Annotated in this window: 18 protein-coding genes; 7 read left to right on the top strand and 11 right to left on the bottom strand. The window is 68.4% G+C overall.

Annotated elements, in window-relative coordinates; all coding sequences use genetic code 11:
• Positions 1-23: 23 nt before the first annotated feature.
• The 4 genes from AC5JCN_RS11465 to AC5JCN_RS11450 are packed head-to-tail and all read right to left on the bottom strand — an operon-like array spanning position 24 to position 4793.
• On the bottom strand, positions 24-1070 hold the full coding sequence (locus tag AC5JCN_RS11465; RefSeq protein WP_495755192.1) for a DUF2332 domain-containing protein: 1047 nt from the start codon (positions 1068-1070) through the stop codon (positions 24-26).
• Between the two features lie 16 nt (positions 1071-1086).
• A complete protein-coding gene (locus tag AC5JCN_RS11460) occupies positions 1087-3471 on the bottom strand; it encodes a xanthine dehydrogenase family protein molybdopterin-binding subunit (RefSeq protein ID WP_495755191.1) in 2385 nt (794 codons plus the stop codon).
• 10 nt (positions 3472-3481) lie between these two features.
• Positions 3482-3946 (bottom strand): (2Fe-2S)-binding protein, encoded by a 465-nt coding sequence (locus tag AC5JCN_RS11455; RefSeq protein ID WP_495755190.1) that lies wholly within the window; start codon positions 3944-3946, stop codon positions 3482-3484.
• A 1-nt stretch (position 3947) separates the two neighbouring features.
• Positions 3948-4793, bottom strand: coding sequence for an FAD binding domain-containing protein (locus AC5JCN_RS11450; RefSeq protein WP_495755504.1), 846 nt, complete (start codon positions 4791-4793; stop codon positions 3948-3950).
• 179 nt (positions 4794-4972) lie between these two features.
• Between AC5JCN_RS11450 and AC5JCN_RS11445 the strand changes: the two genes are divergently transcribed.
• Together AC5JCN_RS11445 and AC5JCN_RS11440 are read left to right on the top strand one after the other, a co-directional pair.
• On the top strand, positions 4973-5443 hold the full coding sequence (locus tag AC5JCN_RS11445; RefSeq protein WP_495755189.1) for a MarR family winged helix-turn-helix transcriptional regulator: 471 nt from the start codon (positions 4973-4975) through the stop codon (positions 5441-5443).
• A 238-nt stretch (positions 5444-5681) separates the two neighbouring features.
• Complete coding sequence (locus AC5JCN_RS11440; protein ID WP_495755188.1) at positions 5682-6011, top strand: hypothetical protein; 330 nt, start codon at positions 5682-5684, stop codon at positions 6009-6011.
• Positions 6012-6024: 13 nt separating this feature from the next.
• Here AC5JCN_RS11440 and treZ read toward each other — a convergent pair whose 3' ends face one another.
• The gene (gene treZ, locus AC5JCN_RS11435) at positions 6025-7854 is read right to left on the bottom strand and encodes a malto-oligosyltrehalose trehalohydrolase (RefSeq protein WP_495755187.1); all 1830 of its coding nucleotides are present in this window, start codon (positions 7852-7854) and stop codon (positions 6025-6027) included.
• A 270-nt stretch (positions 7855-8124) separates the two neighbouring features.
• Between treZ and AC5JCN_RS11430 the strand changes: the two genes are divergently transcribed.
• Positions 8125-9711, top strand: coding sequence for an alpha-amylase family glycosyl hydrolase (locus AC5JCN_RS11430; RefSeq protein ID WP_495755186.1), 1587 nt, complete (start codon positions 8125-8127; stop codon positions 9709-9711).
• Here the strand turns inward: AC5JCN_RS11430 and AC5JCN_RS11425 are convergent.
• The 3 genes from AC5JCN_RS11425 to AC5JCN_RS11415 all read right to left on the bottom strand — a co-directional run bounded on the left by AC5JCN_RS11425 (position 9708) and on the right by AC5JCN_RS11415 (position 14601).
• Positions 9708-11198 (bottom strand): CYTH and CHAD domain-containing protein, encoded by a 1491-nt coding sequence (locus AC5JCN_RS11425; RefSeq protein WP_495755185.1) that lies wholly within the window; start codon positions 11196-11198, stop codon positions 9708-9710. The genes AC5JCN_RS11430 and AC5JCN_RS11425 overlap by 4 nt on opposite strands.
• 82 nt (positions 11199-11280) lie before the next feature.
• Positions 11281-11973, bottom strand: a complete 693-nt coding sequence (locus AC5JCN_RS11420; RefSeq protein WP_495755184.1) for a hypothetical protein — start codon at positions 11971-11973, stop codon at positions 11281-11283.
• Between the two features lie 285 nt (positions 11974-12258).
• On the bottom strand, positions 12259-14601 hold the full coding sequence (locus AC5JCN_RS11415) for an autotransporter family protein (protein ID WP_495755183.1): 2343 nt from the start codon (positions 14599-14601) through the stop codon (positions 12259-12261).
• A 323-nt stretch (positions 14602-14924) separates the two neighbouring features.
• Between AC5JCN_RS11415 and AC5JCN_RS11410 the strand changes: the two genes are divergently transcribed.
• Together AC5JCN_RS11410 and AC5JCN_RS11405 are read left to right on the top strand one after the other, a co-directional pair.
• Positions 14925-15788: a hypothetical protein gene (locus tag AC5JCN_RS11410; RefSeq protein WP_495755182.1), complete on the top strand. Its 864-nt coding sequence runs from the start codon at positions 14925-14927 to the stop codon at positions 15786-15788.
• A 139-nt stretch (positions 15789-15927) separates the two neighbouring features.
• Entirely contained in the window at positions 15928-16572 is a 645-nt protein-coding gene (locus AC5JCN_RS11405) for a transglutaminase-like cysteine peptidase (protein WP_495755181.1), read from the top strand.
• Between the two features lie 129 nt (positions 16573-16701).
• Here the strand turns inward: AC5JCN_RS11405 and AC5JCN_RS11400 are convergent, their stop codons facing one another.
• The 3 genes from AC5JCN_RS11400 to AC5JCN_RS11390 all read right to left on the bottom strand — a co-directional run bounded on the left by AC5JCN_RS11400 (position 16702) and on the right by AC5JCN_RS11390 (position 18887).
• Complete coding sequence (locus AC5JCN_RS11400) at positions 16702-17277, bottom strand: hypothetical protein (protein WP_495755180.1); 576 nt, start codon at positions 17275-17277, stop codon at positions 16702-16704.
• Between the two features lie 55 nt (positions 17278-17332).
• Positions 17333-18058, bottom strand: coding sequence for a hypothetical protein (locus tag AC5JCN_RS11395; protein WP_495755179.1), 726 nt, complete (start codon positions 18056-18058; stop codon positions 17333-17335).
• 157 nt (positions 18059-18215) lie between these two features.
• Positions 18216-18887, bottom strand: a complete 672-nt coding sequence (locus AC5JCN_RS11390; protein ID WP_495755178.1) for a hypothetical protein — start codon at positions 18885-18887, stop codon at positions 18216-18218.
• 901 nt (positions 18888-19788) lie between these two features.
• On the opposite strand from AC5JCN_RS11390, the gene AC5JCN_RS11385 reads away from it, so the two are divergent.
• Together AC5JCN_RS11385 and AC5JCN_RS11380 are read left to right on the top strand one after the other, a co-directional pair.
• The gene (locus tag AC5JCN_RS11385; protein WP_495755177.1) at positions 19789-21576 is read left to right on the top strand and encodes a type I secretion system permease/ATPase; all 1788 of its coding nucleotides are present in this window, start codon (positions 19789-19791) and stop codon (positions 21574-21576) included.
• A complete protein-coding gene (locus tag AC5JCN_RS11380) occupies positions 21573-22874 on the top strand; it encodes an HlyD family type I secretion periplasmic adaptor subunit (protein ID WP_495755176.1) in 1302 nt (433 codons plus the stop codon). Before AC5JCN_RS11385 ends, AC5JCN_RS11380 begins: the two co-directional genes overlap by 4 nt.
• Positions 22875-22941: the final 67 nt, after the last annotated feature.

Raw genomic sequence — 22941 nt, 5'->3', positions numbered from 1 at the left:
TCGACAGCGGTTCCGGCATGTCGTCACCCCGCCAGCCATCGCACTTGCCTGACATGCGGGTCGGCAAGCGCCAGCCGGCGGGGCTCACCCCCGGGCCACAATGTCAGGACCAGCTCGGCGCTCCCGCCACCCTGCTCGAAGGAGAGCCAGGCGAGCGGTGTGCGCGACGTGGCGCGGGCTCCTGCCGCCCGCATCGCCGCCGTGATCCGCTCCTGGCATGCCGCCGGCATGTACTGGAAGGCGATCGAATGCATCAGCACTCGCGCCATCCCGTCCTCGGCGGTATCCGAGAAGACGGCTTCCACCCAGTCAGCCGCATCCCTGGCATCCAGGGCAGGCGGGTCCGGCAGAGCGAGAGCGATGGCTGCGTCCAGCCTCGCCAGCCTTTCGGACTGGTCGGCCCAGACGTAGGAGCGCAGGCGCAGCCGCTCGCCCTCGTCGCGGATATCGACAGGGCTGAGATCGCAGCCATGCCTTGCCTTGATCGCGGGGTCCGGACCGGACGGACCCGCACCTTCCCAGCCCGGGCGCAGCTGCACCGGTGAACCCGCAGCACCGCGCGAGGTGCCGCCGAGATCGTATCCGAACCGGTCCGCCAGCAGGTTCAGCCCGGCGCTGGCGCCGATCTCGTAGAGTGCGAGCGGCAGGCCCGTCTCACGGGCGACGACGACGAGACCGGGGTAGAGCACGCCGGATCGGCCGACCTCGTTGGTCTGGGGCGGCTTGCCGATGAACTCCGTGACGAATGCGTCTTGGGCACGGATCGCCCCGGCACATGCGTCGGCGAGGTCGTCGAGGCCGGGACATGGGGCCGGTGGGTAGAAGCTCGCAAGCGCCGGGGCCTCGCCGGAGAGCACGAGCGCGTGCAGCGCCCCTGCCAGCCTCAGGGCCAGCACGTCGCCGCGCGGGGACGGGTCGCCCGGCCAGGCCAGAACCATGGCTCCGGTGCGGGTGGCGGGATCGAGCACGCGCTCCAGCGCCTCCGAAAGGAGTGCGGTGAATGGCGAGCCGAGCTTGCGGCAGGCCTCGGCCTGCTCGTGGAAGGACAGTCGCGCGGCAGCTTCGGACATGTCGACAGCCCGCCTGTCAGTCCAGCGCGCGGGGCGGTGTAGCCAGCGCCTTGGGATCGAGGAGATTGGCGCTCCAGTCCGTCGACACATGCGGCAGCGACACCGGCTCCTCCCGGCCGAGCATGTACCCCAGGACGCGGGGAGGGGTCAGCGGGATCTGGTCCACCGGCTTGCCCGTCGCGTTGGCGACCGCGCAGGCGACAGTCGCCGCGACGTTGAGGATGGGCACCTCGCCGGCCCCCTTCGTGCCAAGCGGGCCGATGGAGGGCGCGCCCTCGTGCAGGTGGATCTCGACCGGCACCACGTCCTGCGCCAGTGGGACGCGGTAGGTTTCCAGGCCCGTCTGGCGGATCCGGCCCTCGCCGTCGATGGTGATTTCCTCGTGCAGGGCATAACCGAGGCCCTGGACCACGCCGCCCTGGATCTGGCTGGCGATGGCGCGCGGGTTCAGCGCGAGGCCCACATCCTGCACGACCGTGTAGCCGAGCACCTCGACGTGCCCCGTCTCCGGGTCCACCGCAACCTCGCAGTCGTGGACCGCGAAGATCGGGATATCGATCGCCTCGATGAAGTGCCCGCGCGCGCAGCCCGGTTGGGCCGCCACGCCCGGCCCGGTGAACGACCCGGTGCCCGCGAGCGGACCGACCTTCGCCTGCGCCCGCGCGGCCGCAGCCGCGACGGTCACGCCCGAGCCCTTCACCCCCGCGATCTCGACCCGGCCCTCCCGCAGCACCAGCCGCTCCGGCGGCGTCTGCAGCATTTCGGAGGCGACGGCGAGGAGCTTGCCGCGCAGCTCGATGGCGGCGGTTCGCCCCGCCGCGCCCAGCGACACCGTCGTGCGTCCGCCGCCGACGCCCACGTCGTAGCCGGCGGCATCGGTGTCGGCAGCGCGGACGATGATGTCCTGCGGCCGCAGCCCGAGCTCGGCGGCGACGATCTGCGGCAGGGCCTGCATCATCGTCCCCGAACCGATCTCGACGCCCGAGGTCACCACCGTCGCGCTTCCATCGGCATTGAGGTTCACCGTGGCTGCGGAAGGCCCGACGAAGACGAACCACGTTCCCACCGTCGCCGCCCGGCCATAGAGCCTGCGCCCGGCCTCGGCGCGCTTCTCCGGCCGGGTCTTCCGCTTTTCGGCCATGACGTCGAGCATCGGCCCAAGCACGTCGCCCTCGAACACCTGCCCGGTGGCGCCGAGGTCGCCATCGGCCAGCACGTTGCGGCGACGGAACTCCAGCGGATCCATGCCGATGGCGGCACAGATCTCGTCGGTGTGCCGTTCCAGGGCGAAGGTGTTGTAGGTGCCGTTGCAGGCGCGGAAGGCCCCGTTCGGCGCCGTGTTGGTATAGACCGCCCGCGTCACCAGCCGCACCGAGCCGAGGCGGTAATTCCCCATCAGCGTGTGCGCGGTCATGGTGGTGAGGAAGATCTGCTCGCCGCCATAGGCGCCGCAATCCATCAGCACGACGGCCTCGCGCCCGACGATCTCGCCGTCCCGCGTGACAGCGGAGCGCATGCGGATCTCGGCATTCTCGCGGCAGAGGCAGGTCTGCATCTCCTCCCGGCGCGAATTGACGAGTTTCACCGGCCGGCCCGCCTTGCGGGCGAGGATCGCCGCGAAGGGCTCGATGGCCGTGTCGAACTTCAGGCCGAAGCCCCCGCCCACGGCCGGAACCGTCACCCGGACATCGGACGCGGGGACGCCGAGGATGCGCGCGGTGGTGTTGCGGATCGTCCAGGGAACCTGCGTCGAGGTCTCGATGTGGAAGCGGCCGTCCTCCCACGAGGCGATCGCCGCGCGTGGTTCGAAGGACAGGTGGTTCTGCCGCCCGATGCGGAAGCTGCTCTCGACCACGGTGACGTCGTCACGCGCGAAGGCCGACGCGGCATCGCCGCGCACGACGGTGGCCTCCCAGGCGACGTTGCCGCCCCGGCTCGCTCCCGGCACCATCACCTCGTAGGTCTTCCAGTCGGGGTGCACCAGCGGCGCGCCGGGCGCCAGCGCGTCTTCCATGGTCACGACGACCGGGAGAGGCTCGGTCTCCACCACGATGGCCTTGAGCGCTTCCTGCGCCTGTTCAGGCGTGTCGGCGGCAACGGCGGCCAGTGGCTCGCCGTGGAAGCGGATCACTTCGAGGGCGAAAAGCGGATGGTCGGCGATGCCGATGCCATGAAGGTGCGGCGCGTCGGCTCCGGTCGCGATGGCCCTCACGCCGGGCATGGCGCGCGCCGCCGATACGTCGAGCCGCACGATGCGGGCCGACGCGACCGTGGCGCGCAGCACGGCGGCGTGGAGCATGCCGTGGCGGCCCCGGTCGACCGTATAGGCGGTGCGTCCCTTCAGCTTGTCGCCCGCATCGCGACGAGGATAGTCCATCACGGCCGTCGAAGCGTCTGACATGGCGGCCTCCTCAGACCTGGGCGCTGTGCGCCAGCGTCATCGCTGCATCGATGATGCGCTCGTAGCCGGTGCACCGGCAGATGTTCCCGGCCAGTGCCGCCTTCATCTCGTCCCGGCTGGGCGCGGGGTTGGAGTCGAGAAAGGCGGTGAGGGTGATCACCATGCCGGGGAAGCACATGCCGCACTGGACCACGTCGTGCTCCTCCAGCACCCGCTGGACTGGCGACATCTGCCCGCCATCCGAGATTCCCTCGATGGTGACGATCGCGGATCCCGCCGCGAGCCCCGCCGGGACCAGGCAGGACATCACCGGCCTGCCGTCGAGAAGGACGGTACAGGCGCCGCAGAAGCCTTCGCCGCAGACGAGCTTGGCGCCGGTCAGGGCCAGATCCTCGCGCAGCACGGTGGAGAGCGGCGTCATCGGATCGCGGGCGGTGGTGACCGTCTCGCCGTTGATGGTGAGGGACAGCGTCATGTCAGCGCCCGGCCTCCCGCAGATCCTCGAAAGCTCGGCGCACGAGTCCCGGCAGTACCTGCACCCTGTACCAGCCCGGCGCCTCGACCCAGTCGCGGCCCTCGAACACACCGGAATGGGCAGCGGCGAGCTCGGCGGCTCCATCGGGATCGAGGAGCCGTCCAGCCAGCGCTGCCTCCAGGGCTGTCCAGCGCCGCGCAACCGGCTCGACCGACCCGACGGCGACGCGGACGTCGCCGAGATGCGCGCCGTCGTCCAGCGAAACGGCCACGCTGACGATGGCGACCGGGTAATCGCCCGCCTTGCGCAACGGCAGCCGGGCATGGGCGGCGCGCAGCGGACGACGCTTCACGACGATGCGCGTCAGAAGCCAGCCCTGCGGCATGGCGGGGCGCCGCGCCAGGAACGCGTCGAGTGGCATCCGCGTGGAGCCCGCCGCAGTGCGGACCTCCACTTCTGCGTCCAGGGCCAGCAAAGCGGGAATGAAGTCCTGCGCCGCGAACGCCACGCAACAGAGATTGCCGCCGATCGTCGCCACCTGCCGGATCGCAGGGTTGGCGGCACCCTTCGCCGCCTGCACGAGGCCCCGGCATTCCGGCACGCCGGCCAGGGCCGCCGCGATGTCGGCGTGGGTCGCGCAGGCGCCGATGGTGATATCGCTGTCGCCCACCACGATGGCCCGGAGCTCGGGAATGCGCCCGACGGCGACGTACGGGCCCGACAGGGCTTCGTCGCGCAGGGGGCCCCGCATCGTCCAAGTGGCACCGGCCAGCGGCACGGCCCCCGGGACGGCGAGACGACCGATTGCGTCCTCGACCGTTTCGGGGGCGTGGAAACTCTGCGGCATCGCGCTCACTTGTGCTCCTGCTCGGACCCGCCCGACGGCGGCGGCCGAGTTAAGCAGCCACGAGGCCCGGGCGGAAGCGTGCTTTTCAGGCACCCACAGGCCTGCAAACGCTGGGAGCGCCTCCCGAATTGGCAGCGGGGGCCCTGCCGTGCCAGCATGAAAGGGGGAGGATTGGGGCCATGACGGATCCGGCACAGATCGCGGCGAGGATCGGCTCGCGCCTGGCGCGCGCGCGCCGGCACGTCGCCCGGCAGATCGAGGCCGACCTGAAGGCGGCCGGGCTGCCGCAACTCGCATGGTGTGAGATCCTTTTCGACCTCTCCCGCCGCGCGGACGGCCGAGCCGCGCCTGGGGCCATCGAGCGCCGGCTGGTGATCGAGCAGTACAACCTCTCACGCCTGCTCGACCGGCTCGAAGCGAGCAACCTCGTCCGCCGGGTCGCACACCCGACCGACCGCAGGCGGCAGATCGTCGAGATCACCGAGGAAGGTCGCGCCGTGCGCGAGAAGGCCTGGCCGGTCTACTCCGCCTCGCTCGGCCGGCAGACGGCGCACCTTTCCGAGAAGCAGGCGGACCGCCTTGCAGACCTGCTGGCCCGGTTGCTGCCGGCCAAGGAGCCCAAGGCTGGCGTGCGAAAGCGGACGCCGTAAACCCGGTTGTTCTGTCCGATAGCTGTCGGACAGACGGCAAGTCTCTGACAGCACTGGCCGGGCGACCTTATGCTTAACAATATTGATGTTAATTTTATGATTCGACTCTGTGTCCGTTAAGCCTCTATATCTCCTGAACCCGTTGAACGACCGGAGGAAAATCGGCCGGGCGGGTCAGAGAGTCCGCAACCCGGCTTCGGCCGGGTCAAGTCGGGCCGATGGATACGGAGGTGTTGCGTTGAGAACGTATTCGATCGGGCTGGAGAAGGTCCGTGTATTCGAGCCGACGGAAGAGCGTCCCCAGGACGCGGTGGCAGTTTCGGCCGATGGCGAAGTCGTGTGTTACGTCGACAGGGTGACGGCGCTTGACGGCGAGCGCTGCATGGCCGAGGCCGCCCAGCGGCATATCAGGCTCAAGATGATGCACCGGGACGGTGACGCGCTGCGTTTCCCCAAGGTGTCGCTGAGGACGGCGTCCAACTCCGGCGCCGTCGATGTCCTGCGCCTGAGCCTCCTCAAGCGCCAGCCGCGCAAGCCACGCCAGCGCAGCACCGCCCGCATCTTCTAAGGCGAGCCGGCGCTCAGCCGGTCACCGCTTCCGCGCGCATCAGGACTGCGCTGTGGCCCGGCAGGCGCCACCCCGTCGAGCTTTCGATCGGCGGCGTCCCTGTTCCGCCATAGGCCGGATCCTCGCTGGAGAGGGCAAGCCGCCAGCCGGCACCCGCGGGCGGCGCGACCAAAGGGTCGGCGATGCTCGCGCGCTGCAGGTCGCGGCCGAAATTGACGATCAGCAGCCGGTCATCCCCCTCGGCCTCGCCGAACCAGCGCAGCACGAAGGCTTCCGGTCCCACGACGGCCCCGTCGATCCCGCCGCGGCGTTGACTGGACAGAACCGGATCCTCTCGCCGCAGGGTCAGGAGGTCGCGGTGGAAGGCGAGCATTGTCGCGTTGCGCTCCCGCGTCCCCCAATCCAGCACGCATTTGCGCCAGTTCGCTTCCTCGTGCGGGACGTCGAGCTGATCGCGCATGGCGGGATCGGCGAGGCTCGCAAACTGCCCCATGAAGGCGTGGCGGCCACTCTTCACGAGCGCCGCGAGTTCCGGTTCGTGATCGGCGAAGAAGACGAACGGCTCGCTGGCTCCCCATTCCTGGCCCTGGAACAGCATCGGCGTTCCCGGCGCGAGCAGCAGGTAGGTGGTGAGAGCCCGCAGCCGGCCGGGCGTCGTAAGACGGGAGAGGCGCTCGCCGCGCCCGGTATTGGCGACCTGATCGTGGTTCTCGAGAAAGGTGACGAAGGCAGCGGGAGCAAGGTCGAGCCCCGGTGATCCGCGGCGGTGCCCCTGGTGGGCGTAGGCCTGGCCCTGGAACAGGAATCCGTGCTTCGCGGAGGAGATGAACTCCTGCGGCTCGCCGCGATAGTCGCTGTAGTAGGCTTCCGCACGCCCGGTCGCGGCCACGATGGCGGAGTGATGGAAATCATCGTTCCACAAGGCGTCCAGCCCCCAGCCGCCCCGTTCAACCGGACGCAGGAAATTGCTGTTCTCGGGCTCGTTCTCACCGACCACGACAATGGAGCGGGTCCCCGCCGCGTCCCGCGCAGCGCGTGTCAGTTCGGCGGCGACATGAACCGGGCTGTCGTCGACGATGGCCTGCGTCGCGTCGAGGCGTAGCCCGTCGAAGTGGAATTCATCGATCCAGTATGCGGCGTTGGCGATGACGAAGTCGCGCAGCCCATGGGCGTTGGCGTCGTCGTAGTTCAGCGCCTCGCCCCATTCATTGGCGTGCCGGTCGGTGAAGTAGTCGTCCGAGAACGCCTTCAGGTAGTTCCCGGCCGGCCCGAAATGGTTGTAGACGACGTCCAGGATGACCCCCAGGCCGAGGCGATGCGCCTCGTCGACAAACCGGCGCAGGTCGTCCGGCCTGCCGTAGAGCCGTGTCGGCGCGAACAGGTCGACGCCGTCATATCCCCAGCCGAACCGTCCGGCGAACTCGTTGACGGGCATCATCTCGAGCGTCGTGATGCCGATTTCCTTGAGCAGCGGCAGCTTGCGGGCGGCCGCCTCCCAGGTGCCTTCCGGCGTGAAGGTGCCGACGTGAAACTCGTAAAGCACCTGACCTTCCAGGCGGATGCCGGGCCAGGCCGTGTCCGCCCATTCGTAGGTGCGATGATCAACCACCTCCGACGGACCGTGGACTCCTTCGGGCTGGAACCGTGAGGCAGGGTCGGGCAGGGGCTGCTGCTGCCCCGACAGCTCGAAACGGTACAGCGTGCCCGCGCCGATGCCAGCGACGAAAGCATGGAAGTAGCCGCGCCCGTCGGGGTCCATCCGGACAGTCGCCCCCCCTTCGATTGCGACGGACACGGTCTCGTGGCCCGGGGCCCAGACACGGAACGAGACACCGCCCTCCATGCATTCTGCTCCGACGGGGTAACGCCTCGCCCGTGCTGCACGCTGATCCGGAGCTTCGCCCATGATCACTCCCTGCTGGCTGTCTGAAGGATAGGCCCGGCGCACCTGCCGGTGCCTGCGCAACACCGCGGCGGGATCGCTGGTTCCTGGATCGGATCGCCGCAAGCGATCTGGAACCCTCCTGCCGCATCGGGGTTACGCTGCGGTGCAGCATGCGCGTCAGCGCGTGGTCGGTCGAGGCTGTGCCCGACGTGAACCGGAGAGAGCAAGATGCCGGAGAACACCTGGTGGAAACGTGGTGTCATCTACCAGATTTACCCGCGCTCCTTTCAGGACTCCAACGGCGACGGGATTGGCGATTTGCCCGGGATCGAGAGCCGGCTGGATCATCTTGTCGGGCTCGGCGTCGACGCCCTCTGGATCTCGCCGATCTATCCTTCGCCGATGGCCGACTTCGGCTACGACGTCGCCGACTACTGCGATATCGATCCGCGCTTCGGAACGCTCCAGGATTTCGACAGGCTGGTCTCGGCCACACATGAGCGCGGCCTGAAGCTGGTGCTGGATTTCGTCCCGAACCACAGCTCGTCGGAGCACGCCTGGTTCCGGGAAAGCCGCAGCTCCCGCGATAATCCCCGCCGCGACTGGTACATCTGGCGCGATCCCGGACCCGGCGGCGGCCCACCCAACAACTGGGTCTCCAATTTCGGCGGGCCCGCCTGGACGCTCGACGAGGCGACCGGGCAGTACTACCACCACGCCTTCCTCCCCGAGCAGCCCGATCTCAACTGGAGCAATCCTGAGGTCCGCGCCGCAATGCACGACGTGCTGCGCTTTTGGATGAAGCGCGGCGTCGACGGTTTCCGGGTCGATGTCATCTGGCACCTGGCCAAGGACATGTCTCTCCCAGACAACCCGCCGAACCCCGGCTGGGCGCCGGGCCAGCCCGAGATCAACCGCTTCCTTCAGGTTCACTCCGCTGACCAGCCCGAGGTGCATCGCTACATCGCGGAGATGCGGCGGGTGCTGGAGGAGTTCGACGATCGCGTGCTGATCGGCGAGATCTACCTGCCGCTGGAGAGGCTGGTCTCCTATTACGGGGACGATCTCGGTGGGGCGCACCTGCCCTTCAATTTCCAGCTCATCCATGCCGCCTGGAACGCGCGGACCATCGGCGGGCTTATCGCAGAATACGAGCGGCTGCTGCCGCGTGGCGGCTGGCCAAACTGGGTGCTCGGAAACCACGACCAGCCTCGCATCGCCGCCCGGGTGGGGGAGGCGCAGGCGCGCGTCGCCGCCATGCTGCTGCTCACGCTGCGAGGCACGCCGACGCTCTACTACGGCGACGAGATCGGGATCGGCGCTGTCGAGATCCCGCCGGAGGCAGTTCAGGACCCGTGGGAGAAGAACGAGCCGGGGCTCGGCTTCGGTCGCGATCCCGAGCGCACCCCCATGGCGTGGGACATGTCGCCGGGAGCCGGCTTCTCGGAAGCGCAACCCTGGCTGCCCCTTCATGCCGGCCACGCCACGGCGAACGTCGAGGCGCTGGCCGAGGACCCGCGCTCGATCCTGTCGCTTTACCGCGGGCTGATCGCAAGCCGCCGGACGGACAAGGCGCTTTCCGTGGGCGACCTGAAGCTGGTCGAGGCCGGGCCGGACGTGCTCGCCTATGAACGGCGCCATGAAGGCCGGCGCGTGCTCGTGGCTCTCAACATGGGCGGGGAGGAGTGCGGCGTGCCGGTGCCGGATGACGCAGTGGCCGCTGACATCGTCCTCTCCACCGAGCTCGATCGCACGGGCGACGCGCGGAACATGCGCCTTCGCCCGAATGAGGGCCTCATCGTCGCGCTCGGCTAGCCGCCCTTCCAGCCGGACCAGAAGGGCTTCAGGCGCGCGAGCCGGCGGCGGGCATCGCGTGCCTGGTCGAGTGTCTTGTGGTCACGCTTCCTGGCATGCGGAGGAGCGGAGAGGCGGGATTCGGGATCGCCCACGCCCGCCTCTGACAGAGCATCCATGGCGAAGACGCGCGCGACGACCGCGTCGTTGAGCTTGCCGAGCGTCTCCTGCAGTTCCTCCAGCGTATCGCGGAGACAGCGAAAGCCCTTGCCAGGCGCTTCCCCTTCGACGAACTCGATCATGTAGCGCAGCTTTTTTGCCCGGATCCGGACGAGGTGGCGCTCGTGCTCGGACAGCTTCTGGAGCCCGCGGGACGCCTTGACGAGCTTGCGGAAGCGTCTGTCCATCGTACGGGCGAGAAAAGCCTCCAGCGAGACCGCTGCCTCCCCATCGCCGGTTTCCGCCAGTTCCAGAAGGGACAGCGTCACCTCGAAGTGTGCGTCCGACGAAAGATCGGTCGCCAGTGCGGCATAGGCCTGCTCTCGCCGCTCCGAGGCATGGGCACGGACCGTCTCGCGGACAGCCTCGTCTACCCCGTCGAGCCCGGACGCGAGAAATACGTCGAGGTCCCGGGCCGCGCCGAGCCGGTCGGACAGGCTGCCGAGATCGCGCCTGAGCGCGTGCGACCGCTCGTCGCCGAGCACCGCCCCGAACAGGGTCAGGGCGGCGCGAACCCGGCGCAGTGCGACACGGGTTTGATGGACGAGCTCCATGCCGGGGGTCGCGGCGAGAAGTGAAAGGTTGAGCAGCAGGGACGCCACACACGCCATGAGGACGCTTCGTGCGCCTTCGGCGGCGGGGCCTTGCATCTGAAGGGGTGGCAGGGCGGCCTTTTCCGGAAGCGCCGATTTCCCGGCGCGCAGCCTGTAGCCGCGCCTTCCCTTGCTGAGCAGCGTCAGGCGCACCGGCGCGCTGGTGCGCAGGGCGCGGGCCAGGTCGAACAGGGTGCGCCCGTCACCATCCTTCAACTCGAGCTCGATCTCGCACAGGGCCTCGCGGTCTTCCCCGGCGAAGATCGTGCCTTCGTCCAGCGCAACTTCCACATCGGCGCGGGCCAGTTTGAGGTCCCAGATCGTGCGCTGCACGTCGACCCGGAAGGCCGGCGCCAGCGAACCGAGCACCTTCTTTCTTTCCAGGAGCCGGTCCGCCGGGCTGCCGTCCCCCATCTGCGTGACGGGAGACGGGGAGCCGATGGCGCGCTCCCATTCTCCGCGCGCCAGACCCGCGCGCGTGCTTTTCACAGTCTGGATCCAGGAGCCGCCGGACTCGCGCACGCGAAGGTGCAGGCCGTGCTGGCTCAGCAGGTTGTCAGGTGTGTCGTAGTAGGTTGAGAGCAGCCGCTTTTTCCGCCGGCTTGCCTGGGCCGGGAAAAGCGCGGGCGACTGCGTCAACCGGACAACGTGTTCGACGGGAAGGGTGAGCTTGATTTCGACTTCGGGTCCGGCCATGCGCGGATGTGCACTCCAATCGGTGCGGCACCCTATGGTCGTCCAACTGTCACAAACAATCCTGCCGGATCGGCTGGTGATATCACTCCCGGGCGGACCCGAGCCCCACCGCCTCGCTGATGCCCTGTGCTGCGGCAGAGCCGCCGGCGCCCGAACGCGCTCCCGCAGAGGCGGAGGCTGTCGCCTGCGACGCGGAACGCGTGGAACGCTTGGCCGTCGCGCCCGAACCCTTCGCCGATCCGTCGACGGAGGAAATGGCCCGCGCCGGACCGGCAACGGTTACGGTGGTCGTGCCGTCGACGTCCGACCGGCCGATCGATCCCGTGGGGCCGAGCGTCACGGCCGGCGCCGTAGCGGCGGGGACGCCGTAGGTGATGCTTGCGCCGCCGGGACCGGCCTCCGCCGTGACGCGGGCGCCGGAGACATAGCCGCGGGACAGGCCCGAGGCCTCCGCCCGGCTTGCTCCGATGCCGACCCCGGTCGCGATGGCGTGGCCGCCGCGCGAGCCTGCCGCCGCCCAGGCCCAGCTGGTGGCGCCGGCATTTGCCCCTGGGAGCAACTCACCCTCATAGGCGGTCGCTGACCCCGTGCCGCCGCCGCCGGCTCCAGCGCCAGCGGCGCCGGAAGACTCCGCCGAGCCCGAGCCGAACCCGGTCGCGGCTGTTGCCGACCCCGGGGCGGAGGACGTGCCCGTGTCGCCCGCGCCGACGCCCACATTGTTGACGCCCGCGGCCATAGAGGCGCCGTTGGAGGACCACGAGCCGCTCACGCCCATATTGCCAGGGCTCCGGGATATCGAGACCCCGCCCCCCGGGGAACCGCCGCCGGCGCGCCCCGATGCACTCTGCGCGCTGGCACCCGTGGCAACCAGAAGCACCGCGAGGGAGGGCACCAGAAGGAGCGTGAGACGGGCCGAGACGAGCACAGGCGACCTCCACTCAACTGAAGGTCGTAATCAATATAAGTTTTAAATTAAATCGCTAGGCTTCCTTTTTATTATGCATAACACCGAAAGCCTAGCTTGAGACGCGAAAGTGGTACAACCTTGGGCAGCTCGTCCCTACCAGCGCACCCTGAGCTGGCCGGAGCCCGCGAAACTGCTGCCCTGGTCGGACATCATGGCGTCGACGTCCGCCGCAAGCGTCAGGCGTGGCCCAACCGCGAGCTGGAAGCCGGCTCCAAGACGCGCCGAGTCCTGCGGGGCGGTGGCCCCCGCGACGCCGAACGGTTGGCCTGGAAACAGCAACAGCGTGGCGAGGCCCCGCCTGGATGGCGAAGTCTCGTGCACCCAGGCGAGGCTCGCATAGGGTGCCAGCAGCGTGCCTTCGCCGAGGTCGATGGCCGTGTCGACGCGAACGCCTGCCGTCACCGGGACGCTGGTGGAATTCATCGATGACATTGTCAGGGCCAGGTCGCCCGAGACACCCGCAGGCGCCTCGGCCGTATTCCCAAGGTCGACACGGGCAGGCTCGATCGCGACGAAAGGCGTCACGCCGTAGCCACCCGCAGCGAACCGCCATCCGGCCTCGAGCCGTCCGGACAGCACATGGCCGGACAGGCCGCTCGTGAAGGCCTGGGCCGAGCCGATGCCCAGCACCGTCCGGTCGACGTCGCCATCGACATGGCCGTAGGCCATGGCGGCGATGGCGTAGAAATCGCCCCAGCGGCCCGCGACGAACGCGCCGGCGTGAGCACTGTCGAGCGAACCGTCCGTCGCGAGTTCCGACACCTTCCACGAGCTGCGTCCTGCCCCGGCGGACACGCCTGCAAGAATGCTGTCGCCGAAGGCGTAGGAGAAGCCGCCAGCGAGCCCGCCGAGCGACGAGTTGACCGGCGACGTTCCCTGGCCCGCGCCGCCCTGCAGCGACGTGCCCGCGCCGTACACGCTCGCCCACACCCTCCAGGGTTGCTCCGAGATGGCCCCGGTGGGTGGGATGGGCGTGAGGCCAGCGGCCGCGGCCGTCTCGGCGGCATACGCCATGGTCTCACCCTGCGGGGCAGCAAACCGGCCGTTCTCGATCCACGCCCGCGCGATCGACACCGAGCTCGCCAGGAACCGCGCATTGCCGTCGAGCGCCACCTGCTGCCCATCGACGATTCCCTGGCCTGTCAGGGCGTTCAGCGGCTTTGCCGAGGAGGAGGTGAGAACGTCCCAGTAGAAGGCTGACAGCTTGTCGGTGAGTCCGGGCCGGTAGTTCCGCTCGAGCACCGTGCCGACAGACTGGCCGTTTCTGCCGCCTGCCGCCTGACGGTCGAACGGTGTGCGTACCAATGTCGCGCTGAGCGTGCCGCTCGATCCCGACAGGACCGGCCTGATGAACTGCGAGTTGGTCACGGCGCTGTCGAAGCGGCCCTCTACCGCTCCCGCGGTCAGCACCGGGCCGAGCGAGACAGGCGGACCGCCGTAATAGCCGCGCTGCAGGGAAACCGCGAACGTACCGCCGAGACGCGCCAGGCCGGAGACGTCCACGGTGTCGTGCACCGACCCGTCCGCGTTGCTCCGGACAACCAGCCTGCCGGAGGATGTCTGGGTGAAGTCGCCCTGGATCTGGTGGTTCTCGGCGCTCCCCAGCGGATCGGTGATGGTGATGACACCGCTATTGACCACGACATTGCCGGCGCCAGTGACCACGAGCGTCCCGTCCAGCGTTCCGGCATTGTCGACGGCGTTGCCGCCTGCGAGCAGGAATAGCGAGTTGCCGCCATTCCGGGCGCGGATGACACCCTCGTTGATGATGAGGTTGCCGCTCCCGCCGGCGATGCCGGCGCCGGCGTCTCCCCCTTCGATCAGGCCGGAGTTGCGGATTGTCGTCGCCGCGGTCGCCAGCACGCCGATGCCGGCAGAGGGGCCGTCCGTCGCCCTGATGGTACCGGAATTGTCAATGGTGCCGCCCAGGCTTGTAACGCCCGTGGCTCCGCCCGTGATGGTGCCGGAGTTATTCAGCGAGGTGCCGCCGCCGAGGAATGTGACACCCGACCAGGTCGGGCCGGCGGTGATCGAGCCGCTGTTGATGACGTTGCTGCCAGCATCGGCGAAGACACCGATGCCATCGGGAGCAACGATGGTGCCGCTGTTGACGACCGTTGAATCGAATCCGGCGAGGATCGCGGACTGACCCGTCGTTGCAGCGATCGTCCCGCCATTCTGGATCAGCGCGCGATCCGCGAGGTCGATTACCGCGAAAACAGGCGTCCGGGATACCGTGGCGCCGGGCCGAATGGTGACCGAGACGTCGTTCTCGGCTCCCGTGCCGACCCCGGTCGACGCACCGCTGCAGAAGACGGCGGCCCCGTCTCCAGGCGTGCCAGGCGAACACGCCGCCAGCGCCGTTCGGGACGTCAGCGCCGTCGAGGCAAGCAGGGCCGCCATGCCCGCCAGAACGCAACCGCACTTCAACGCCACTTCACGCTTCCCTTCAACGCGTCAAGCTAGGACGCGGTTCATACAGTCAACAAGAGCAATCATATTCAGCCGGATTGCGACGTCATCATGAGAGCCGGCAGAGAATGGTCGAGAGGACGGAAGAGAACGATGAACAAGTTGAGTCAACACTTTGAAACTAAACGCGGTCACCGGCCGGCCCAGGCGTGACAAGCCGACAACGCTCTCCACACATTTCAACCTTAGCGCGAATTTTGCGGGGACATGTCCCGGGCCCGAAGTTAATCTCCCACCCGTGAGAGCGCCCGGTCGCATGCCGAAGGCGCCGACCAGGGAGCGTATCCATGAAGCCAGTCGTCGTCGCCGCCTTCGCTTGCCTGGCCGCCACGGGCGCGCTGGCCGAGGCGCCGGCCTGCAATGGCCAGCGCGCCGAGTTCCGGGCGGCCCTCCGCGGCTTCACCGAAGCCGAGGCGAGGGTCAACCAGGCCCGCCAGAGCGGGGGTCTGCCGCAGGACGTGCGCCGGCAGGTCACGGACGAGGCTATCCGCAGGGCCGGCCGTGTCGTCGACCTCGCGACCGTCATGCAGCGCGGCAAGTGCCTCGGCTTCAACAACAAGCCCGGCGACTGGTCGACAGTCATCCGCACCACCAACGATGCCATGGCCTCCTTTGGCCGCTTCGGGGCCGAGCCGGACCGTGTCCAGACGGCCGGGCGTGGGGTGATTCCCGAGGCTCCGCCACCACCGCCAGCGGCGCCGCAGCCTGCGCCGCGGACGGGATCAGGCTGGAATTTCCTTCCGTCGGCCATTTCCTCCGCCCCTGAGGCGGCTCCCGCTGCGCCGCAGGCCGCTCCGGTCCAGCAGCAGGCAAATGCTGCCCCTGCCGAGGCGGCTCCTGGCCCCCGTGCCGCGTCGTGCGTCAGGCTGCGCGAGGAGCCCGGCCAGGGCGCCCTTGACCAGTACCTGGTCAATGACTGCGACTATGCGGTGCACGTGAAGCTCTGCATGCTCTGGCCGGAGGCCGGCAAGAAGAGCAACCAGTTCGAGTGCGGGACCAAGAAGGTCTTCAGCACCGGGAACCGCCCGATCGAGGCGGGCTACCAGCGCAAGGTGGCGAGCACCGTCGACCCGTTCCGGTGGTTGCTGAATCGTTGCAATGCCTCGGAGGACCCGGCATGCGTGCCGCGGATGCCGGGTCAGGCGCAGTGAGGCAGAGGACTCACTGTTCGACTGCACGGCCGCCGCAATCCTGCCGCGGCCGTTCATATTTTGTTAGCCAAGGTTGGCTCAACTCGATTCACCGGGCGCGTGTTCCCAACGCGCCTCAAACTTAGCCAAGGACGGCACCATGCGCCCCAGCCTGCGCCATGCCCTGATCGCAGCCGCATTGGCATCCGCGCCCGGCGCCGCGCTGGCGCAGGTTCAGGTACAGCCGGTTTCGCTCGGTACGGGAGGCACCTCGCCCGCTCCAGCCGCGTTCTACAGGTTCTGCGCGGAAAACCCGAAGGAATGCACGCAGGTCCGCGCCCGCAACTTCGTCATGAACGAGCAGCGTCTGCAGGAACTGGTAGAGGTGAACTCCTCGGTGAACAGGTCCGTCCGCGAGGTGTCCGATTTGGCGCATTACGGCGTCGAGGACTACTGGACGATGCCGCGCGACGGAAAGGGCGATTGCGAGGACTTCGCCATCGCCAAGCGTGCCGCGCTGATCCAGAAAGGCTGGCCGTCCTCGCGGCTCCTGATCACGGCGGTTCTCACCCGCCGCGGCGAGGGACATGCCGTGCTCACGGTCGTGACGGATCAGGGCGACTACATCCTCGACAACAAGCGCTGGACGGTCGCGCTGTGGTCGGACACGGACTACACGTACCTTGCCCGGCAGAACCCCGCCAATCCCAAGCTCTGGACCGCACTGTCGGACAGGCCCGCGCCCAGCACGGTCGCCACGACGCGCCGCGGCAAGGTGCCGGGTTCCGCCGCGCTGAACAACTGACCGGCTGACTGGAGCGGATTGGGCCGGAAGGTCCATCCGTCACGCCGGACGATACCCAACCCATCCCGGCAAACGAAAAAGCCCGGCGCGAACGCCGGGCTGTCGTTTTGGAGTGCAGACCCGTCCCGGTCAGCGCTGCGCCGAGGCCGTCGACCGAGAGTTACCACCGCCTGAGCCAAAGCCCGAGGCGCTGCCGCCCGGCTGGCTGGACGCATTGGCCCCGGAGGTCGTCCCGTGGCCGGCCGTGGCGTTGACGCCGCTTCCGTTCGCTGTCGCCGATGCCGAGCCGCCGCTGTCGGCGCCGCCCCCGGCCGATGCCGGGCCAGACGACGTTGCAGAGGTCGACGTAGCCGAACTCACGCCAGCCGACGAATAGTTGGAGCCGCTTCCCGCGACGCCCACGTTGGAGCCGCTACCGCCACCGCCACCGCCGCCATTGCTCGAATTACCGTCGGTTGCGCTGCCGCCGCCGCTGCTGCCCACGTTCGTGGAGCTGGAGCTTCCGCCGGAGGTGTTCAGACCCGAGGATTCGCCGGTCACGTCGGCGAACTCGTCGATCGCGTTTGTCACGAAGCAGGACGGGTTCAGCTTTCCCGTCACCTTGTCCGTGCACTTCTGTCCCGAACCCAGGGCCGATGCGGATCCCATCGCGAGGGCGCTCGACAGGAGGAGTGCGCCCAGCCCCACTGTGATCTTGAAGTTCATAGCAACTCTCCAATGCCGGGAAGCCCGGGCCTCGGCCCGGAGTTCGTCGCGACGATTATTTTCTGGTGGAGCTCGACTGGGACGCGTTGGCGCTCTGCGGGCCGGATACCGACATGCCGTTGAAGCCCGCGGCCATCTGGTTGAAGCTGCTGTTCAGACTGGCAGCGTTGAAGCCGGTCGCCGGGGCTGACACGGTGCCGCCCCCGAACACGCCCGAGGCTCCTGCGCTGCCGGCGCCGATACCGGACGCGGTCGCTCCGGCTGTCGACGTTGTACCTCCGCCAGTACCGTTGCCGTACGCCGAGGACGCCCCGGAACCATCGTCCGCACTGGCCGACCCGCCGCCTGCGCCCGCTCCGTTGGCCGTGGCAGTCCCGCCATTGGCCGCAATCGCGCCGCCCGCTCCGATGCTGCCGCCTGACGCGAGCCCGACAAGACCGGGCTGGAAGCCGAGGCTCATTCCTGCTGCCCCGGAATAGTCCCCGGCGCCGGCCGTTGCGGCCGGCTTGCCGTCGGGACCCGTCATGCTCATCGAGTAGCCGAGGCCGCCGCCGCCGGCCAAGGCTCCGGTCGACCCCGTCATTCCCATGCCGACACCCATTCCCAGGCCTACCGCGCCTGCGATCTGGGGAGCGGAAGACTTGAGGGCCGGGCCCGGTGTGATCTTTGGCAGCTGGGTACCGACCCCTGGTACGGTCTGCGCCGATGTTCCGCTTGCCGTGCCGAGGCAGGCTAAGGCTGCGATGGCCGCCGCCACAGCGATGTGCGTATTCCTGTTCATCACGAACCTTCCTTGCGCTTCACGACGCCCATCTTCGCCAGACATCCAAGACCACCGGCCCGGTCCTGAGGCGACCGTCCGCGCATGCTCGTGTCTTGTGAGGCGGTGAAGGATCGCCGGCGCAGGAGCGCCGGCGATCCCAGTTCACGCAAGCCGATCAGGAAGCGCCGCCGCCGCTGCTCCGCGACGACGCGGAGGAGCCGGAGTTCGCGTTGCCGTTCGAGCCAGCCGACGCGGTGCCGCCGCCCGACGAGGAGACGCCGCTCATGGAGCCGGAGCCAGCGCCAGCCGTAGCGGAGGTGCTGCCAGGGCTGGCCGAGGCCGTACCGGTCGTGGAGGTTTGAGAACCGGCCATGCCAGAGCCATTGCCGGTGGAATTGCCCCACGAGTTGGTGTTGCTGTTGCCGTAGGACTTGGCCTTGTTGGAGTCGTAGCCGGTGGCGTTGTTGTAGTTCGACGCCTTGGACTCGCCCCACGAGCTGGAGTCGGTGTCGCCACCCGCGTAGTCGCCATAGCCCGACGACGAGTCGAACATGACGCCCGACATTGCGTCGGTGCTGAGACGGGTCGAGACGTTGTTCGTCCCGGCGTTGGCATTACCGCTGACGTTGCTGTCGCTGACGCCCGTCGCGGCGCCCTTCTTGCCCGACCACACGTTTCCGTTGGCGTGGGTATCGACGCTCACCTTGGCCTTGCTCTTGTCGTAGTGGCCGTAATACCAGCCCCATCCGAGCGACTCGCCGCCCATTTCGTCGGCCTTCGCAGCGCTGATGCCGAATGACAGGGAAAGAACAGCCGCAGCTGCGAGAAGATTGAGCTTCTTAGACATATCCGTATCCACTCCTCTATGCCGCCGTCGAGCTGCGCAGGCGGAGTCAACCGAAGTTGACGACCTCGCCTAGCGTGGCCCTCTGGAAGTGCGGTGCACCCCGTCCGAGAACGGCGTGCGTTGTGTGCTGAGACTGAACTGCCGCTACGCAACAAGGGGGAGCAGCTCTGCCCGTTAACGTTCGACGGCGGGTCGCCACGAGTTAACGTAGGATGACGGTAGTCGCTTCAAATTTGGAATGGTTAACTTGGATAAAGTTGATCAAACCTAGGGCGTGATGTCGCCCGCATTTGCGCCAATATGGCTAAATTGCAACAGACCGGCGACGAGCAGCTCCCAAGAAGGTCGCCGGCTGCCGATCGATTGTCGTAAGGCCCTGCCTAAGAAGGATATTTTCAAAGCGTACCAACGATCGTGAGCTCTGCGATTACGCGCTGACCTGTCCCAGAACAAGGCGGCTTGCGGCAATTTTCCGGCTGTTCCGTGTCAGGCGCCCGTGTGTGCCAGCGCACATGCTCGCATCGGCGGCATCGATGATCAGGCCCTTGCGCACCGAATCGGCGCATCTCCGCCGAGATGCCTACGTAGTGGGCAGGTCAGTTTGCCCAGCATTGTTAATGAGAGCGTATTACATTGAACATCGGGATCGGGCGAGAGCAACGCGATGGGTTTGGACCCCGCATATGCTGTCACAAAGCCGCGTAACGCTCCTCGCCAGGGGCTGCCGTCCACCAGTTGATTGTTCAGGTCGAGCCTTGCTCTGCGGACAGGTATTCGGTCGGACCTGATCCACCGGAATCACCAACGGAATCACAGAGCGCCGTCGACCTCAACGATTCGGGATAACGGCTTCTTCATGTCGGAAGGGCAGTGTTTCGGGGCAAGTGAGAGTTCCGAAGACATGCAGCCCCGCCATCCGCTGAAGAGCGCCGTTTCCGCCATTTCACCAGCACTCTGGGGCGTCGGGGTCTTCTCCTTCTTCATCAATCTGCTGGTCTTCGTTTCGCCGGCCTTCATGCTGCAGGTCTATGACCGTGTGCTGACCTCGCGAAACGGCACGACACTGCTGATGCTGGCGGCCATCGCGGCCGGGCTGCTCTTCTCCTATGCCCTGCTGGAGAAGCTGCGCTCCATGGTGCTGGTGCAGATGGGGCTGCGCTTCGATTCGGTGCTGGGCGGCCCGGCCTTCGACGCGGCCCTGGCGGGCTCCGCGCGGGAGAGGGGAGGGCGGCACGCCCAGCTCCTGCGTGATGTCGACACTCTCCGTGAGTTCGTGTCCGGCCCGGCGCTCCCGACCCTTCTGGATGCGCCATGGGCGCCGGTGTTCCTGGCGGTCTGCTTCCTTCTCCACCCGCTGATCGGATGGGTCGCGCTCGGCGGAGCGGTGCTCCTCTTCTCCCTTGCCTTTTGGAACGAGCGCCTCACCCGCCGCGCCCTGCTGCAGGAGTCGACCGGCACGATCGCCGCCTACGAGCGCATGGCGGCCGCCCTTCGCAACGCCGACGCCATCCGGGGCCTCGGCATGGCAGGCGCCATCCGCGGGGCCTGGGAGCGCGATCACGCGGAGATCGTGGCCCGATCGGTCTCGGTCAACGGCCGGGGCGGGCTGATCCTGGCCCTGTCGAAGTTCCTGCGCAGCGCGCTGCAGGTCGGCATCCTCGCCGTCGGAGCCTGGCTCGTCATCCGCCAGGAACTCAGCGGCGGCGCCATGTTCGCCGCCTCGCTGATCATGGGCCGCGCCCTTGCGCCCGTGGAACAGGCGCTTGCGCAGTGGCGGTCCCTCACCTCGGCCCGCAGCGCCTGGAGCCGCCTCTCCTCCGCGCTCGACGCGGCCGAGGACAAGCCGCTGCTCAAGCTGCCGAAGCCCGCGGGCGCGGTCGAGATGGAGGACGTCACGGTCCTCGCCCCCGGATCCCGTCGTCCGGTCCTGAAGCGCGTGACGCTCTCGCTTTCGCCCGGCGAGGTGCTGGCCGTCGTCGGTCCCACGGGCTCGGGCAAGTCTTCGCTCTTGCGTGCGCTGGTCGGCGCCTGGCCGGCGGTGACGGGCTGCGTCCGCTACGACGGCAACGATCTGCGCCACTACGACCCCGACGACGTTGGCGCCGGCATCGGCTACCTGCCCCAGGACGTCGAGCTGTTCGCCGGCACTGTCGCGGAAAACATCGCCCGCTTCGGGCCGGTAGACGACACCGGCATCCTCGCGGCCGCCGAGGCGGCATCCGCCCACGGCATGATCCAGCATCTTCCGGACGGATATCAGACTCAGGTCGGCGAGGACGGGTCGAGCCTGTCAGGCGGGCAGCGCCAGCGCATCGGCCTCGCCCGGGCCCTCTACGGAGAACCGGCCGTCGTGGTGCTCGACGAACCGAATGCCAATCTGGACGGGGAAGGCGATGCGGCCCTCGTCGAGTCGCTGCGCCGGCTGAAGGAGAAGGGCCGGACGGCGGTTCTCGTGACGCACCGGCCCGGCCTCCTCGCCGTGGCCGACAAGATCATGGTGATGCAGGACGGCATGGTCGCCCGCATCGGTCCGCGCGACCTTCTGCTGCCCCTGATCCTCGGCCCGAACGTGCAGACCGCCGCCCGCACGCTGGCCCAGGCGCAGGCCACCACGGGGCAGTCGCTTCCGCGGGTACAGGTCCCCGGCCAGATGTCCGCGCAGGTACAGGGCCGGATGGGTGCAGCATGAGCAAGCACGGCATGGCCAATCGCGGCGACTGGCGGCGGCCGATGACGGCCGGTATCGCGGTCATCATCGTCACCTTCGGGGTTTTCGGCGGCTGGGCGGCGTTTGCCCGACTCGACAGTGCGATCGTGGCGACCGGTCAGGTCGTCGTCGAAAGCGAGCGCAAGCAGGTCCAGCATCTCGAAGGCGGCATTGTCTCCGAGATCCTGGTCTCCGGCGATTCCAGCGTGAAGCTCGGCGACGTTCTGGTCCGTCTCGACGCCACCTCCGCCCGCGCCAATGCGGCCGTGGCCGGCAGCCAGCTGGCAGCAGCCCTCGCCGAGGAGGCCCGGCTCACCGCCGAACTCGCGGGAGCCGAACGGATCGTCTTCCCGCCGTCGCTTGAAAGCGTGTCCCCCGACGCGGCCCGGGCCCGCGAGGACCAGGAACGCCAGTTCCGCGAGCGCCGCGCCGCCCGCGCCAACGAGCGTGCGGTGCTGGAGGAGCGCATCGAGCAGGCCCAGCGCAGCATGGCGGGGTTCGCCGCGCAGATCGTTGCCGGGCAGGGGCAGAGCCGCAGCTACGAGGACGAGATGACCCGGCTGTCGCCGCTGGCAGAGCGCGGGCTCATCGTCGGCAGCCGCATCAGGCAGCTGGAGCGCGCCAAGCTCGACCAGGACGGGCGCATCGGCTCGCTGCTGGCCGACCGCGAGCGCCAGGAGCGGGTAATCGCCGAATCCCGGCTGCAGATCGAAGGCATTTCCCGCAAGACGGCGGAAGAGGCGTCGGCCCGGCTCGCCACTGTGAGGGGCACGATCGCCGAGCTCCGTGACCGCATCGCCGTCGCGACGGACATCGTCAGGCGCGGGGAAATCCGCGCCCCGCGCGCCGGGCGTATCGTCGGGCTGAAGGTCCACACCATCGGAGCCGTCGTCCGGCCGGGCGACGTGCTGATGGAAATCGTGCCGGAGGACGACACGCTCGTGGTCGAGGCGCACCTGCAGCCCATCGACGTCACGCACGTCCATCCCGGCCTCGCCGCAGAGGTGCGCCTGCCCGCTTTCAAGGCGCGCACGACGCCGCTCGCTCTCGGCGAGGTGCGAAGCGTCTCCGCGGACGTGATCCAGGACCCCGTCTCGCGGCAGTCCTATTATACAGTGACGGTGTCGGCCCGCGCCTCGTCCTTCCCGGCCGAGATCCGCGACCGCCTCGTGCCCGGCATGCCGGCCGAGGTCATTGTCGCCACCGGTGAACGCACCGTGGCCGAGTATCTGACCCAGCCGCTCGGAGACGCCTTCCGCCGCGGGATGCGCGAGCCGTGATGAACGTCTTCCGCTCGCTCTTTCGGCTTGCCTTTTCGCCGGGACACACCTAGAAGGCTGGCCGGGC

Source organism: Alsobacter sp. (assembly GCF_059501845.1).
Note: the sequence above shows the minus strand (reverse complement) of the source record. Positions and strands in the feature narration are given on the sequence as shown.